Below are 15442 nucleotides of genomic sequence, written 5' to 3'. Positions count from 1 at the left end.
CGCCGCTCACCGCACCGAGAACGGCGATTGATACGGCCGCCCGAACGGCACGCCGTTGATCACGGTCTGCACCGGCTTGATTTGCAGCTTGCCGTCCCGCTTGTTGCCACGCGTGTCGACGAAGGTGACGGGACCCTCGACCAGTTCGACGATCGCAAGGTCGGCCGGGGCGCCGACCTGCAGCGCGCCGAGCTTGGGCGTCCGGCCGATGATCTTGGCCGGCGCCGAGGTCGTCATGCTCACCACCTGCTCCAGCGAGAAGCCCATCGCCAGGAACTTGCCCATGACGTTGGGCAGGAATGGCATGCCGGGTGTGTTGCCGGAGAACACGTGAATGTCCGAGGAGATCGTGTCCGGGCCGCAGCCGCCGGGGATGGCCACGTCCGCGACGGTGAAATCGAAGCTGCCGCCGCCATGGCCGACATCGAAGATCACACCGCGCTGCTTGGCGGCGAGCGCGGCCGGCAGCAGCTTGCCATCCTGCACGATGTTGGTGAAGGCGCCGGCGATGTTCGGGGCACCGGAATAGGCGTGAGTCAGGATATCGCCGGGCCGCAGCAGATCGAGGATCCGCGACATCAGCTCTCCGGTCTCGACGCCGCCGATATGGACCATCATCCGCGCCGGCCAGCCGCAGAGCTCGCACGCCTTGATGCCGCGTTTCAACGGCTCGATCCCGTGCTTGAAGATTACGTTCTCCGACATGCGCACCTTCACGCCGAGCAGGAAGTCCGGGTTCTCGGCCAGCGCCATGGCGCAGGCCTCGACCTGTGCGTTGTCGATGTTGTAGAGTTCGGCGACCGGGAACGCCGACAAGCCGTTGTTGGCGATATGCACAAATGCGTAGATGCGTGCACGCGACTGAGCGACGATGAAGCGCCGCAACGCGGCAAGATTGTTTACGCCTGCGTCCCCGGCCGAGACAACTGTCGTCGTGCCCTGGAATTGCACCAGCTCATCCGGCGGGATGCCGATCGCCGAGCCATAGGGATAGACGTGGCTGTGCAGGTCAATGAGACCCGGCATGACCAGCCGGCCTGCTGCGTCGATCGAACGCTGCGTCCGCTCGGCGGGGATCTCGGACTCGATCGCTTCGATGACGCCCCAGCGAATGCCGATGTCGCGCTTGCCGCGCAGCGATTGGCCGGGATCGATGACGGCACCCCCCTTGATCACCAGGTCGAACTTGTCGGCGGGCCCCATCGCCGCCAGAGCGGGCCCCGACATGGCGGCCATGCTGGCCGCTCCCGACAACAGGAATTCGCGACGCGACAGCGCAGACATGGTCTGCCTCCCCAAATCTGTTTGTAGTTGCCGTCAGCATGCGCCTTGTCCCCAAAACCGGCAAGGCTGGCTCTCGAAGAATGAGACTTTGTGCCAACGGCGCCCACGCAGCACCGTCGTTGCGACTCTGATGCAGTGCATTAAGATCTTGGCGCATTGATTTCTGCGAGACCGCATGTTGTCCGTCGTCCGCCCTCTCATCGCGATCCTCGTCGGCGTGTCATCATTCGTCTCGGCCGCTTCCGCGGACGAGGCGGTCGAGGTCGCCCGAGCCTGGGGGCTGATCGGGACCTGGGCGGCCGACTGCAGCGCACCGCCCGTGAAAGGCCGAGGCGCCATCATCTCCTACGAGGTCACGGTCGACGGAAACCTGATCTATCGCCGGGACCACGATCCGTCCGACGTCAATTCAGTCACGAGCGCACGCCTGGAGCCGGACCAGACGCTGGTACTCTCGATCGTCTTGCCGAAGGCGCGCCAGACGCGCGAGAACGGAATTGCCAAGTCGGCCGACGGCAACATCCGCTCCGTGTTCAATCGCGGCGAGGATGACAGCTACACCATCCGCGATGGACGCTTCGTCGCGAACGGCAAGCCGACGCCTTCGCTTCGGAAGTGCGACTGACGACGCGCCTGTGTCGCTTCACCCGCCGCTCGCGGCGCGCGGCAAACGCCAAATCTGAACGTGCATTCAGCAACTTCGCAGAAGTTCCTGCGGAACGTTCTGTCACACTTCAAGTTGACCTCGCGCAATTCATCCTGGAGGACAACATGAAGAAGATTGCTTTTGCCGTTGCTTCGCTGACTGCCATCGCGCTTGCGGCGCCGTCGATCGCCAACGCGGAGACCGTGGTGATCAAGCGCGGCGGCCACCACTATCATCACGGCTGGGATCGCTCCCGCGCCGAATATCGCATGCATCGCGACTGGCGTCCCTATCACCGCCACCACGACCGCACCGTGATCATCAAGCGCCGCGACTGATCCGCGCCGCAGAGATGGAAATGGCCCCGCGAGGGGCCATTTTTCTGCGCAGAGTTTGTCGCCGACGAACGTTCAGCGATCCCAATCCGGCGCGAAGCCCGGATTGACGAACCGCTTGTCCTTCGGCAACGCGGCGATGGTCGCGCGGTCCTCATCATCCAGTTGAACCTTCATCGCATCCCAGTTCGCCTGCTGACTCTCCGGGCGCGCGGCCTTCGGGATGGCGGCGACGCCATCCTGGTCGAGCAGCCATTTCAGCGCGACCTGGGCGGCGCCAGCGCCGTGCTTGCGGCCGATCCCGGCCAGCGTCTCGTCGCCGGCCGCCCGGCCCTGTGCGAGGGGGCAGTAGGCCACCAGGGGAATCGAGCGGCTCTTCATGTAGGCCATCAGCTTCGACTGATCGAGCATCACGTGATACTCGACCTGATTGCAGGCAACCGGCGCCTGGATGTCCTCGACGGCCTGCTTGAGCAGCGCGACGGTGAAGTTGGCGACGCCGATCGCGCGCGTGCGTCCCTCCTGCTTCAGCGCCATCAACGTCTCCATCGCGGCCGGCAGGTTCATGCCCGTCGCCGGCCAGTGAATGAGATAGAGATCGACGAAGTCGAGCCTGAGCTTCTTCAAGCTGGTGTCGAACGCGCGGCGGATGGCGTCCGGCGCGAGGTTCTCCGGCCAGACCTTTGTCGTGACGTGCAAATCCTCGCGGGCGATCTGAGCTGCCGCAAGCGCCGCGCCGATCGCATCCTCATTGGCGTACATCTCGGCGGTGTCGATGTGGCGGTAGCCGAGCGCGAGCGCGCTCTCGACCGCGTCGCGGCATACTGTGCCCTGCATGCGGAAGGTGCCGAGCCCGAGCTTGGGCAGCCGGACGCCCTGCGTTTCGATGACGTTCATGATCTCTCCTGGGACGACGCAAACCTGTGGCCAGATTCGCACTGGCGCAGCCTTGGTATATCAAGACCTTGACGGGATACGCTCAGACTGCCTGAGGCCCGCTTGGGAGTTCAAGCGAGCACTCAACCGACCACAATCAACATGTCGGGAGATTGGTTCCCGCTCAGACGGGGCCGGCGCCTTCAACGCCAGTTGCAGATGCCGCCGCTGCCCGGCTTGCACGGCCAGGTCTGGATGAAGGTCCCACTCCGCGTATCCATCGCCTGCGCATCCATCGGGTTGCCCCGCCGGTGCGCGAGCTTGGCACGAGCCGCTCCCCGCGGCCGCTCGGCCGCCATCTCGGAACGGTCACGCCGCGGCGCGACAGCGTGCGGAACGATGGAGCTTCCGTCGGACACGATCGTCGACCGGGAGACAGCCGCCCGGCGGTCCGTCCTGACATCCGTCTTGGCCTCGATCGGCACCGCCTCGAAGTGAGCTTCCGGGCCGAGTGGCTCAGGCGACAAGACAGCCTTCGACAAGTCGAGCCTGAAAAAGTCACCCGGCTCATAGGCACCTGCAGTCGCCTCAGTGCCCACGAGCAACGCGGCGCAAACAATCGTGCCGACGAACGCTCTCAACACCATTTTCGTCCTCCCGTCTTCCCGCGTCATGCCAATGACGCGCCCCTCTGCAAGATCCCTTTGCGACGCATGATTGCGGCATCGGCGAGCGGGACGATGCCGCTCACGCACGCAACTCAGCACGCCCACGATGTTCGTTGATCGACCGTTGTCAGTCGGGATAAAAAGCCGTGGAACCGCCGGTCGCTGGTTCCATGATATCCAAAGTTCCGCGCCCGTCTCTCATGTAGGACACAATGGCACCTTTTCCAGGCCGAGAACTGAGAGTCACGGTTACCGCTGTGCACGCAAGCGGGCGCTGCGAAGACAATTCAAGTCATACTCATCAAACAAGTCATACTAATTGGATGGCTCGATTCGGATGCGGCAGCGCAGCGTCTCAGCGGCACCCGGCGCGATATGCATGAGCCCCGGCTTCGCGATAAAGTCGGCGTCGACATCGAGCGGGCTGGCGAAGCCACGCCATGGCTCGATACACAGAAACGGCGCGCCTCCCGGCTTCGACCAGATTCCGAGCTGGCGGAAATTCTCCCAGGATAACTCCAGTGCAGATCCCTGAGTTCCGGCAAACCGAACCGACCGGCTGACCGGCTGATCGAGGATCAAGGCATCCTCGTCGAACAGACGTTCGTTCAATTGAAGCACACGTCCGTCGATCGGCGTCGGCTCCGGCTGCGGACGCAGCAAGCCACCAAGCAGGCGACGGATCGGCGCAGGCTCCGGCTCGGCGAAGATGAGCCGATAGCTCTCCTTCGGCTGACCGGGGAGCAGCGGCCAGTTGAAAGCGGGATGGCCGCCAAACGAGGCCGGCAGCTCCTCCGTTCCCGTGTTGGCCACCTCGATGGTGGTGTCCAGGGCATCCGCGGTGATCCGATAGCTCAGCGTGAGCCGGAAGGCGAAAGGATAGCGCGCCCGCGTCGTCTCGTCGTCGGTCAGCTGCAGCACGCAGGCGTCGGCGCTGCGCTCCAGCCAGGAGAAACGCAGATCCCGCGCGAAGCCATGCTGGGTCATCGGATAAAGGCGGCCGCGATGATGCAGCTGGTCGCCCTTGAGGCGGCCCACGATCGGAAACAGCCAGGGCGCATGGCGCGGCCAGGCCGCTCCCGCCTGCCAGAGCAGCTCAAGGCCATCGGCCGTCTTCAACGAGCACAGTTCAGCGCCATTAGCCTTGATCGTGGCGGCGATGCCGCCGGCGCTGATCGTATGGAGGTCGTTGCTCATGCCGCGTCACCCGCCTTGCCAGGGAATGACCGGGTGATGCCGGATTGCGCGGGCGGCGTCCAGGGCCCTCCCCGCCGGACCGGTCCACGAAGACCTGCTGGGTTGGCGGCGCAGTCGAATGAGGCAGGCCGAGCCGAAACTTCGGGCAGGCCGTCCGCTTGCCCGAACGATTCATTCGTGTACGAATGACCACAACCGGCTTGATGCTGCGCCGCGTGGAGGCGCAAACTGCCGCAGAACGCTCAGAAGAAGGACATCCGATGGCTCATGACGCGCCGCAAGCGACCGGTCCCAGCAAGCTGGTCATCCGCAACATCGGCCTGATGCTGTCCGGAGCGCTGGAGCGGCCGATCCTGGATGCCGACACGATCGTCGCCGAGAATGGCAAGATCACCGCCATCGGCCGCCTCAAGGACGTCGACACCTCGGGCGCGACGACTATTGTCGACGCGCATGGCACGACCGTCGCACCGGGCTTGATCGACAGCCACGTCCACCCCGTCGCCGGCGACTGGACGCCTCGGCAGAACCAGATCAACTGGATCGACTCCTACCTGCATGGCGGCGTCACCACCATGATCTCGGCCGGCGAGGTGCACATGCCCGGCCGTCCGCGCGACGTCGTCGGCTTGAAGGCAATGGCGATCTTCGCGCAGCGCGCGTTCTGGACGCTGCGCCCCGGCGGGGTGAAGGTTCACGCTGGCGCACCGGTCATCGAATGCGAGATGGTCGAGGACGATTTCAAGGAGCTGGCCGCCGCCGGCGTCAAGCTGCTCGGCGAGGTCGGCCTCGGCGGGGTGAAGGACGGCCCGACCGCGCGCAAGATGGTCGGCTGGGCGCGCAAATACGGCATCCAGAGCACGATCCACACCGGCGGCCCGTCGATCCCCGGCTCCGGCCTGATCGACAAGGACGTCGTGCTGGAGGCCGGCACCGACGTCGTCGGGCACATCAATGGTGGCCACACCGCCCTGCCCGACGACCAGATCCGCTGCATCTGCGAGGGCTGCAAGGCCGGACTCGAACTCGTCCATAACGGCAATGAGCGCTCGGCGCTGTTCACCCTGCGCACCGCGCGCGAAATGAACGAGCTCAACCGCGTCATCCTTGGCACCGACGCGCCCGCCGGCTCCGGCGTGCAGCCGCTCGGCATCCTGCGCATGGTGTCGCTGCTGTCCTCGCTCGGCGACGTGCCCGCCGAGATCGCCTTCTGCTTCGCCACCGGCAACACCGCGCGGATGCGCGAGCTCGATTGCGGCCTGATCGAGATCGGCCGCTCCGCCGATTTCGTGATCATGGACAAGGCGCAGCACTCGCCGGCCAAGACGCTGCTCGACAGCGTCCAGCTCGGCGACCTCCCCGGCATCGGCATGACCATCATCGACGGCGTCGTCCGCACCCAGCGCAGCCGCAATACGCCGCCCGCGACGAAGATCCCGGAGATCGTGGCAAAGTAGGTCGCCGATCGCTGCGCCGTCTTTGTGGGCGCGGCGGTGAGCGTTCCTAGCTCGCTCAACACCAACGGTGTCGTCCCGGCCTCGAGCCGGGACCCATACTCCCCGGCGGTCGTGGTGGGCGCGACGTCAATGACGCGCCTGCCCCAAACGACACCCTGTGGCTCTGATCCCGGCTCAAGGCCGGGACGACAGCAGAGTTTGCCGCTCCTGCATACGCAATCTCGCATGATGTGAGTGCGCGAAACCATCGCCTCACCGTCATTGCGAGCGCAGCGAAGCAATCCAGAGTCGTGTGTGACGCGCTGGATTGCTTCGCTGCGCTCGCAATGACGCGGTGAGTCTGGTTGCTACCGCGAACCAAAACCGTAGGGTGGGCAAAGCGGCGCCGTCAGGCGGCGCGTGCCCACCGTTGGCAGATGCGGTCCTGGTGAGAATGGTGGGCACGCTTCGCTTTGCCCACCCCACGAGCTCTGCGCGTTGGACTACCGCAGTCGGCTCAACAGCGACAACAGCGTCTCGCGCTCTTTCGCATCGAGCGGCGCAAGCGTTTCCTTGGAAATCGCGAGCGCCAATGGCGCGGTCTTTTCCGCGAGCTGCTGGCCCGCGCGGGTCAAGCTGACCAGCAGCCGCCGGCCGTCCTGCGGATCCGCGCTGGTCTCCGTCAGCCCCCGCGCCGTCAGCCGGTCGATCACGCCCTTGATCGTCGCAACGTCCATTGCCGTGAAGCGGCCGAGCTGATTCTGCGAGCACGGGCCGGTCTCGACCAGCTTCGACATCGCGGCCCATTGCGTCGGCGTCAGGTTGCTGCCGATGTCGCGGGCGAAGATCATGGTGTGGCGCTGCCAGACCTGGCGGAGGATGAAGCCGATCTGGTCGTCCAATACGTAGTTTGTCTTCGCAGACTTGGCGGCGGCCTTCACGGCCGACTTGGGAGCCGGCTTCGGAGCCGGCTTCGGCGCGGTCTTTGCCGGCCGTTTCAGCGTGGCGGTCTTGGCCATCTGGTTCCTCGCCTCAGATCGACAGGTGGGCGTCGCGGATGTCGGGCCGCGCGTCGAGTTCGGCCATGGTGCCGGCAAAGCAGATGCGGCCGCGTTCGATGATGTAGGCGCGATCCGAGATCAGCTTCGCGAAATGCAGGTTCTGCTCCGACACAACCAGCGACACGCCCTCCTTCTTCATCGTCAGGATGGCATCGACCATCTGCTCGACGATCTTCGGCGACAGGCCCTCGGACGGCTCATCCAGTAGCACCAATGACGGATTGCCCATCAAGGTGCGGGCGATCGTCAGCATCTGCTGCTCGCCGCCGCTCATGCGTCCACCCGGACGGTTCTTCATCTCGCCGAGATTGGGAAACAGCTTGTACAGCTTCTCGCGCGTCCATTGCGGCGCGCCCGGCCGCGGCTTCTGCCGGCCGACCTCGAGATTCTCCTCGACCGTCAGGTCGGTAAAAATGCGCCGCTCCTCGGGCACGTAGCCGAGACCGGCACGGACGATCTCATGCGTCGGCACGCTCGAAATGTCCTTGCCCTCGAACATGATCTGGCCGTCGCGCAGCGCCACCAGGCCGACGATCGAGCGGAAGGTCGTCGACTTGCCGGCGCCGTTGCGGCCGAGCAGCGCTACCACCTCGCCCTCGCCGACCTCGAGCCCGATGTCGAACAGGATGTGCGCGGGGCCGTAGTGGCTGTTGAGATTGGCAACGGACAGCTTCATGCCGAGGCTCCCTCCCGATGCCGGGCATCGTACAGCAGGCCTTCGCCGAGATAGATCGCCTGCACCTCACGGTTGGCGCGCACCTCGGCCGGCGTGCCCTGCGCGATCAGGCTGCCGCGATTGAGCACGAGGATGCGGTCGGCATGCTCGAACACGACATCCATGTCGTGCTCGGTGAACAGCACGCCGATCGACTGCTCGCGCGCGATCTTGGCCGTCAGCCGCATCAGCTCGACGCGCTCGCGCGGCGCCATGCCGGCGGTCGGCTCGTCCATCAGCAACAGCTTGGGCTGATTGGCGAGCGCGATCGCGAGCTCCAGCCGCTTGAGATCGCCATAGGCTAACTCGCCGCAAGGACGCTCGGCATAGCCGGCCATGCCGACGAGGTCGAGCAGACGATCGGCCTCGCCGCGGTCGATTCCGATCATCGGACTCCAGAAGTCGAACAGGCGGTGATGATGCGAGACCAGCGCGACCTGGATGTTCTCGCGCACCGTCATGGTCGGATAAGTCGCGGTGATCTGGAACGTACGGCCGACGCCGAGCCGCCAGACCTCGCGCGGCTTGCGGCCGGTGGTCTCCTGCCCCATCACGGTGATGCGGCCGCTGTCCGGCACGTTCTGGCCGTTGAGCATGTCGAAGCAGGTGCTCTTGCCCGCGCCGTTCGGGCCGATCAACGCGAGGATCTCGCCGGCCTGCAGCATGAACGACACGTTGCGGACGGCGTGGATGCCGCCGTAGGATTTCGACAGGCCCTCGACCGAGAGCAGCGATACGCCGAGACTCATTGCGCGCCCTCCATCTTGCCCGACAGCGTGGCAGGCTTGGGCGCCGTCGCGCGCCGCCGGTGCATGACGCTCTCGACCACGCCGACGATGCCCTTCGGGAATACCACCACGATGAGCACGATGAAGATGCCGAGCACGAGCTTCGACCAGTCGGTCTGGCTGACCAGCCAGATGTTGAGCGCCTTGTAGACGATGGCGCCGAAGATCGCGCCGGGCACGGTTTCGACGCCACCGAGCAGCACCATGACCAGCGCGTCGACCGACAGCGAGATCCCCATGTTGTCGGGGAAGACGCTCCCCTTCAGGTACGCGAACAGCGCGCCGCCGATGCCGGCGGTCGTGCCTGCGATGATGAAGGCCGTCCACTGGATGCGCTTGCCGTTGATGCCGATCGATTCGCTGCGCAGCGGCGAATCGCGCATGCCGCGCAGGGCATAGCCGAACGGCGAGAACGTGATGAGGCGCAGCACGCTGACGACGAATGCGGAAACACCGAGCGCCAGCCAGTAGAAATGCGACGGCGAGGCCGCCCATTTTTCCGGCCAAAGCCCGAGAATGCCATTGTCGCCGCCGGTCACGGCGACCCATTGGAAGGCGATCGACCAGACGATCTGGGCAAAGGCGAGCGTCAGCATCGCGAAGTACACGCCGGAGAGCTGCACGGCAAAGGCGCCGAACACGGCCGCGCCCGCCGCACCCAACAGAGGTCCAAGCAGCAGACAGGCGATCATCGGCAGTCCCGCCATCTTGGCGAGGAACGCCACACCATAGGCGCCGAGGCCGAAATAGGCAGCGTGGCCGAACGAGGCGAGGCCGCCGACCGCCATCAGGAAATGCAAGGAGGCCGCGAAGATCACGAAGATCGCGATCTCAGAGCCGACGGTCAGCGCGTAGTTGCCGGCGATAAAGGGTAGCATCGCGGCAAACGCCAGCGCGACGAGGGAGGCGAGCCGCTCGACCGAGCTCAGGGGACGCCAGGGAATGACGGTGAGACCCGGCGTGCGGCGCGCCGGCGCCTCTTTCCTGCCGAACAGGCCCCAGGGCCGTACCACCAGCACGACGGCCATCACCAGGAACACCAGGATGAGCGAGATGGTCGGGAAGATCAGGATGCCGAAGGCGTTGAGTTCGGACACCAGCACCGCGGCGACGAAGGCGCCCAAAATGCTGCCGAGGCCGCCGATCACGACGACAACGAACACCTCGACGATGATGCGCAGGTCCATCGCGTGATGCACGGCATCGCGCGGGATCTGCAGCGCGCCGCCGAGCGCGGCGAGGAAGACGCCGACAGCGAACACCGAGGTGAACAGCCATTTCTGATTGACGCCGAGCGCCGCGACCATATCGCGGTCCTGCGTCGCCGCGCGCACCAGGATGCCCCAGCGCGTGCGCTGGAACAGCAGCCACAGCGCCCCGAGCACGACGGGGCCGAGCACGATCAGGAACAGGTCGTAGCTCGGAATGTTCTGGCCGAAGAAATCGACGGCGCCCTTGAAGCCCGGCGCGCGGCGGCCGACCAGATCGTCCGGCCCCCAAATCAGGACGACCAAATCCTCGACCATCAGGGTCAGACCGAACGTGCCGAGGAGTTGGAACAGCTCCGGCGCATGATAGATCCGGCGCAGCAGCACGATCTCGACCAGCACGCCGATGACGGCCACTGCGAGCGCTGCGACGACGATGCCGCCCCAGAAGCCCAGCGGGCCCGACAGCCGCTCGGTGAGCGAGAACGCCACGTAGGCGCCGAGCATGTAGAACGCGCCATGCGCGAAATTAACAATGCGGGTGACGCCGAAGATGATCGACAGTCCCGATGCCACCAGGAACAGCGAGGCCGCGCTGGCAAGGCCGGTCAGGAACTGGACGAAATAGAAGGCCATGGGCGGTCCGCGTGAGGGAGATCGTCGATTTTGAACGAGCGGGGCGCGGATCGTGTGAAGAGCCGCAAGCGTGGGGTGAGGGTCCTCGGCCTGAACCTGTAGATCAGGCGTCAAGATCCCTCACCCCGCCCGCTCTCCCCCGCGGGCGGGGGAGGCAGGAAGTAGATCAGTCCTTCGGACGCAGCTTGGCGACTTCAGCATCGCTCGGCAGGTAGTCCGAACCCTTGCGGTAGACGGTGTCGACCATGATGCCCTTGCCATCCTTCAGCGCAGTCTTGCCGACGAAAGCGCCGAGCGTCGACTGGTGATCGATCTTGCGGAAAGTGATCTCGCCGAACGGCGACGGCACCGAGAGGTCCTCAGCGGCCGCGATCAGCTTTTCGGCATCGGTCGAGCCGGCCTTGGCGAGGATGGCGGCGGCCGACTTGATGGTCTGGTAGCCGACGATCGAGCCGAGACGCGGATAGTCGTTGTACTTGGCCTGATACGCCTTCAGGAACGCGTCATGCTCCGGCGTCTTGATCGAATACCAGGGATAGCCGGTGACGATCCAGCCCTCCGGCGTCTCCTCTTTGAGCGGATCGAGATATTCCGGCTCGCCAGTCAGGAAGCTGACGACCTTGCGGTCCTTGAACAGGCCGCGGGTGTTGCCTTCGCGGACCAGCTTCACGAGATCGGCGCCGAAGGTGACGTTGAGGATCGCCTCCGGATTGGCGGCGGCGACGGCCTGCACGACCGGGCCCGCATCGATCTTGCCCTGCGGCGGCCACTGCTCGTCGACCCACTGGATGTCAGGCCGCTTCTCGGACAGCAGCTTCTTGAACACGGCAACGGCCGACTGGCCGTATTCGTAGTTCGGCGCGATCGTGGCCCAGCGCTTGGCCGGCAGCTTGGCGGCTTCCTCGACCAGCATCGCGGCCTGCATGTAGTTCGAAGGGCGCAGGCGGAAAGTGTATTTGTTACCCTTCGACCAGGTGATGGCGTCGGTCAGCGGCTCGGCCGCCAGGAAGAACACCTTCTTCTGGTTGGCGAAGTCGCTGACGGCCAAGCCGATGTTCGACAGGAACGTGCCGGCGAGCATCGCGACGTTCTCGCTCGACACCAGCTCGTTGGCCGCGGTCTGCGCATCGGCCGGCTTGCCGCTGTCGTCCTTGGAGACGACGACGAGCTTCTTGCCGTTGATGCCGCCGGCCGCATTGATCTCCTCGACCGCGAGCTGCCAGCCCTTGCGATAGGGCTCGGTGAACGCTGGCAGCAGCGAGTAGCTGTTGATCTCGCCGATCTTGATGACATCCTCGGCGCGCGCCGTGCCCATCAGTCCCGCGACGGCAAGGCCCAGGCCTGCCGCAAGCATCGTTCTCCGTTGCATTCCCTTAGCCTCCAACTTGATTTGAATTATCGTAGACCGTCGTCGCCCTTGATCTCGGCGACCGTGAGCCCTCCGACCCTCGGCAAGGGACGCCCGCTGTCGGTGACGGCGAGCGCGACCATGATCTCGCCCGCACGCGGCGCATCGTTGATCTGCACCTCCATGCCGTCGAAATGGCTGCGCACGAAGGCGGCGTCCTTATGCCCCAAGGGAATGTCGAGCGTGCAGCCGACGCCGCCGCGCTTCTTCGACGACGGGATCAGTGCTGCGCCCTTGCCGAGCACCTTGCGCACCGGCGCGCCCATCTTCGGATGCAGGATGGCAGCGGCATGCTCAAGCTCGCCGTCGCTGCCGACGGCCGCCGCCTTCCCATAGCTGTGCGCGGCCGGTCCTTCGATGCCGAGGGCCGCGACTGCGCGCTTGGCCAGCATGTCGCCGAGTTCCTCGCCGATCGCGATCAACGGCGAGAGATCCTCGACATAGCGGCCGGCGAAGGGATTCTCGATGACGGCCACCGCCGCGGCGCGCCGCGTCGGCGGCGAGATGGTCTTGCCCATCTCCTGGCGAACTTCCTCGACCACGGTCACGATCTTGCGGATGACGGCGCTCATTGTCGGCAGTTCCTCATGTTCCAACCCGGCATGGATCAAAGCTCACGCGGCCGCCGCCCGCAACCGCGACACATTGATGATCTCGATCGAGCGCGGCCCGACGACGCGGACGGCGCCGCCGAGCTGGAGTACGGCGCCTTCGATCACGCCCGCCGCCAGCAGGTTCTGCGCGGACCGCTCGCCCGACGTCAGCGCGGTTGCGATATCATCGTCGGTCAGATCGCCGACCTCGCGTGTGACGAGCCGATGACCCAGATCGCTGTCCGGCTGCAGCTCGCAGGCCGGGCGGCGGACAACGGCTGGATGTCCGGGCAGATCGACCGCATTGCCGATGACGGTCGCGGCGGCGTCGGCCTGCGCAGCGTTGCGCGCGAGCACGGTCACCGCATCGGCGATGCCGAGCGAAAAGCTGCGGCCATGCCGGCCAGAGGTGGCCACGCCACCGACTCCATCGTTCGCGCGTAGCGTCATCCGGCGCAGGGTTCCAGCGCTGTCCGGCCGATCCATCAGTCCGACGCTAAAGGTTGCGGCATCCCGCAGATGCAGCGCAATGTCGCCGCCATTATTGACATAGGCGCGCGTCAGCTTCGCCGCGCTCAGCATCGCGCCGAGGATTTCGTCCGCCACGGCTCCGGCGACAGCCGCCATCGGCGTGATGAACAACCCGGCTGCGAACGGCGCCACCGCCGCATGCATGCGACGGGCGACGACACCTTTCAGAGAACAAAGTTCCGGATCGGCGCCGCTGCGCAGATAAGAGAGCTCCGAACAGAGCTCATCGAGCAGACCCGTGAAGCGCTCCGTTGCAGCGCGATAGGCGGCGCAGATCTCGGCCTCTGCGCCATCAGCGCCGATGATCAGATCGATCGGCCCATCCTGAAGATGCAACCGCCGGTCCGGCAACAGCGCGCTCTGCGGCTGACGGTTCATGCGCCCTGCCCCGGCCAGGGCAGCTGGCGGATATCCTTGCTGACGTCCTTGAGCAAGGCGAGCGGCTGCACATAGTCCATGTGGCCGCCGAGCGCCTCGTAGTCGGACAGTTTCATGGTGAACTCGATCGGTGCCACCAGCGCCGGTGTCGGCACGTATCCGAACGCTCCTGCGGGCATCTGCGTCACGTCGACCATGTAGGTGATGCCGCCGCCCGGCCAGACATAGACCGGCGCGCCGCCCGAGGTCACCCGCGTCAGCGCGTCCTTGACCGAGCGCGTCAGCCGCACCGGATTGTCGGTGACCCCGGCGCGCAGCGAGCCGCCGGCACCGGCCATGAACAGCACAGTGCACAGTGCCGGCTCGCAATTCTCCTGGATGCGCTCGACCGAGAACTGCAGCTCCGGCGGCATCTCGCGCTGAACCGGCTTCAGCGCTTGATCGAGCACGTAGTAGCCGGCATGCTCGCCGGTGGTCGACACCATCAGCAGCGTCGTGCCCGGCCTCGCCGTCTTCGGATCGAACGGCCCGAGAATGGCCAGCGGATCAGAGATGTCGGTGCCGCCCCAGCCGGTGCCCGGCTGTGCGACCTGGAAATAACGGCCAGGCGTCGAGCGCCGCCCCTTCATCTTGATGCCGGTCGCGGGGATGTCGAGCAGCTTGCCGGCTTGGTGCTCCGACAGCACGCCGGTGATGTGATCGTCGACGACGACGACCTCGTCGACCTTGCCCTTCCACTGCTTGGCGAACATGCCGATCGTCGCCGAGCCGCACCCGACGCGCATGCGCTCTTCCTTGACGCCGTTGACGACCGGCGGCTGCCCCGCCTGCACGATCACGCTGGCGCCGCTATCAATGACAAGCTCGACCGCCTTGCGGTTGCTGAGGTCCATCAGCGCGTCGCAAGTGACGCGCCCCTCCTTCTTCGAGCCGCCGGTGAGATGATGCACGCCGCCGAGCGAGAGCATCTGCGAGCCATATTCGCTGGTCGTCACATGGCCGACCGCTTCGCCATCGACGCGCACGGTCGCCGCTTCCGGCCCCAGATAGCGGTCGGTGTCGATCTTCACCTTGACGCCGCAATAGCTGAAGATGCCCTCGGTCACGACGGTGACCATGTCGACGCCTTCCACCTGCGACGACACGATGAACGGCGCCGGCTTATAGTCCGGATAGGTTGTGCCTGCGCCGATGGCGGTGACGAACAGCTCCGGCTGGTGCACGATCTTGCCGTCCCAGTCGCCGCTGGCCTGGAACGGCACCAGCTTGCCGCCATGCGACACCGTCCGCTCCAGCAGGATGTGCGGATCGACGCGCACCAGCACGCCGTCCTGATTGGCGTAGCGGTCACACGCCCCGGCCGCACCCGGCTTGATGTAGCACATCACCGGACAGGCATCGCAGCGGATCTTGTCCCCTGCAGCGTCGCTCGCCGTCTCAGTCACCATGCAGAGAGTCCATCTTGGGGCCGGGACCGTGGCCGCCGCGGCAATTCGTTCGTATACGAATGATGTCGCGCCCCTCATCCGGCTGTCAAGCGCCGCTGCACCTGAAAACCACCTTTGCCGGATAAACGATCAGTTTGCCCTGCACAATGACGAGAAATCGAGCACGCGCTGCAGCGCAAAACGTGGCACTTGCATGTTAGTACACAAACGATACGCTCCGGGCGATCGCGATCC

The 15442-nt window shown here is 65.5% G+C and carries 15 protein-coding genes; 3 read left to right on the top strand and 12 right to left on the bottom strand.

What is annotated here, in order from left to right:
- Positions 1–6 precede the first annotated feature (6 nt).
- On the bottom strand, positions 7–1284 hold the full coding sequence (locus BRADO_RS10020) for an amidohydrolase family protein (RefSeq protein WP_041756316.1): 1278 nt from the start codon (positions 1282–1284) through the stop codon (positions 7–9).
- A 175-nt stretch (positions 1285–1459) separates the two neighbouring features.
- Between BRADO_RS10020 and BRADO_RS10015 the strand changes: the two genes are divergently transcribed.
- Both BRADO_RS10015 and BRADO_RS10010 read left to right on the top strand, forming a co-directional pair.
- Positions 1460–1909: a hypothetical protein gene (locus tag BRADO_RS10015; protein ID WP_011925203.1), complete on the top strand. Its 450-nt coding sequence runs from the start codon at positions 1460–1462 to the stop codon at positions 1907–1909.
- 146 nt (positions 1910–2055) lie between these two features.
- Positions 2056–2268 carry a hypothetical protein gene (locus tag BRADO_RS10010; RefSeq protein WP_011925202.1) on the top strand — a complete coding sequence of 71 codons (213 nt, stop codon included), beginning with the start codon at positions 2056–2058 and terminating at the stop codon, positions 2266–2268.
- A 72-nt stretch (positions 2269–2340) separates the two neighbouring features.
- Here the strand turns inward: BRADO_RS10010 and BRADO_RS10005 are convergent, their stop codons facing one another.
- The 3 genes from BRADO_RS10005 to BRADO_RS09995 all read right to left on the bottom strand — a co-directional run bounded on the left by BRADO_RS10005 (position 2341) and on the right by BRADO_RS09995 (position 5006).
- Positions 2341–3162: an aldo/keto reductase gene (locus BRADO_RS10005; protein ID WP_011925201.1), complete on the bottom strand. Its 822-nt coding sequence runs from the start codon at positions 3160–3162 to the stop codon at positions 2341–2343.
- Between the two features lie 182 nt (positions 3163–3344).
- Positions 3345–3788 carry a hypothetical protein gene (locus BRADO_RS10000; RefSeq protein ID WP_041757404.1) on the bottom strand — a complete coding sequence of 148 codons (444 nt, stop codon included), beginning with the start codon at positions 3786–3788 and terminating at the stop codon, positions 3345–3347.
- A gap of 336 nt (positions 3789–4124) precedes the next feature.
- Complete coding sequence (locus BRADO_RS09995; protein ID WP_011925199.1) at positions 4125–5006, bottom strand: aldose 1-epimerase family protein; 882 nt, start codon at positions 5004–5006, stop codon at positions 4125–4127.
- Positions 5007–5266: 260 nt separating this feature from the next.
- On the opposite strand from BRADO_RS09995, the gene BRADO_RS09990 reads away from it, so the two are divergent.
- Entirely contained in the window at positions 5267–6463 is a 1197-nt protein-coding gene (locus tag BRADO_RS09990; RefSeq protein ID WP_011925198.1) for an amidohydrolase family protein, read from the top strand.
- Positions 6464–6945: 482 nt separating this feature from the next.
- On the opposite strand, the gene BRADO_RS09985 is transcribed toward BRADO_RS09990, so the two are convergent.
- The 8 genes from BRADO_RS09985 to BRADO_RS09950 form a co-directional block, all read right to left on the bottom strand.
- Positions 6946–7461, bottom strand: coding sequence for a MarR family winged helix-turn-helix transcriptional regulator (locus BRADO_RS09985; RefSeq protein WP_011925197.1), 516 nt, complete (start codon positions 7459–7461; stop codon positions 6946–6948).
- A 13-nt stretch (positions 7462–7474) separates the two neighbouring features.
- On the bottom strand, positions 7475–8179 hold the full coding sequence (locus BRADO_RS09980; RefSeq protein WP_011925196.1) for an ABC transporter ATP-binding protein: 705 nt from the start codon (positions 8177–8179) through the stop codon (positions 7475–7477).
- The gene (locus BRADO_RS09975; protein WP_011925195.1) at positions 8176–8967 is read right to left on the bottom strand and encodes an ABC transporter ATP-binding protein; all 792 of its coding nucleotides are present in this window, start codon (positions 8965–8967) and stop codon (positions 8176–8178) included. Before BRADO_RS09975 ends, BRADO_RS09980 begins: the two co-directional genes overlap by 4 nt.
- Complete coding sequence (locus tag BRADO_RS09970; protein WP_011925194.1) at positions 8964–10850, bottom strand: ABC transporter permease; 1887 nt, start codon at positions 10848–10850, stop codon at positions 8964–8966. Before BRADO_RS09970 ends, BRADO_RS09975 begins: the two co-directional genes overlap by 4 nt.
- A gap of 166 nt (positions 10851–11016) precedes the next feature.
- Complete coding sequence (locus BRADO_RS09965) at positions 11017–12204, bottom strand: ABC transporter substrate-binding protein (RefSeq protein WP_085972789.1); 1188 nt, start codon at positions 12202–12204, stop codon at positions 11017–11019.
- A 41-nt stretch (positions 12205–12245) separates the two neighbouring features.
- A complete protein-coding gene (locus BRADO_RS09960; protein ID WP_011925192.1) occupies positions 12246–12830 on the bottom strand; it encodes an amino acid synthesis family protein in 585 nt (194 codons plus the stop codon).
- 42 nt (positions 12831–12872) lie between these two features.
- Complete coding sequence (locus BRADO_RS09955; RefSeq protein ID WP_041756314.1) at positions 12873–13760, bottom strand: UPF0280 family protein; 888 nt, start codon at positions 13758–13760, stop codon at positions 12873–12875.
- A complete protein-coding gene (locus BRADO_RS09950) occupies positions 13757–15208 on the bottom strand; it encodes a 6-hydroxynicotinate reductase (RefSeq protein ID WP_085972788.1) in 1452 nt (483 codons plus the stop codon). The genes BRADO_RS09955 and BRADO_RS09950 overlap by 4 nt, the downstream gene beginning before the upstream one ends.
- Positions 15209–15442 lie beyond the last annotated feature (234 nt).

The sequence above is a fragment of the Bradyrhizobium sp. ORS 278 genome, from assembly GCF_000026145.1.
In the GTDB taxonomy this organism is placed as follows: domain Bacteria; phylum Pseudomonadota; class Alphaproteobacteria; order Rhizobiales; family Xanthobacteraceae; genus Bradyrhizobium.
The sequence above is the reverse complement of the archived record's forward strand: the minus strand, read 5'-3'. Positions and strand labels throughout refer to the sequence as shown.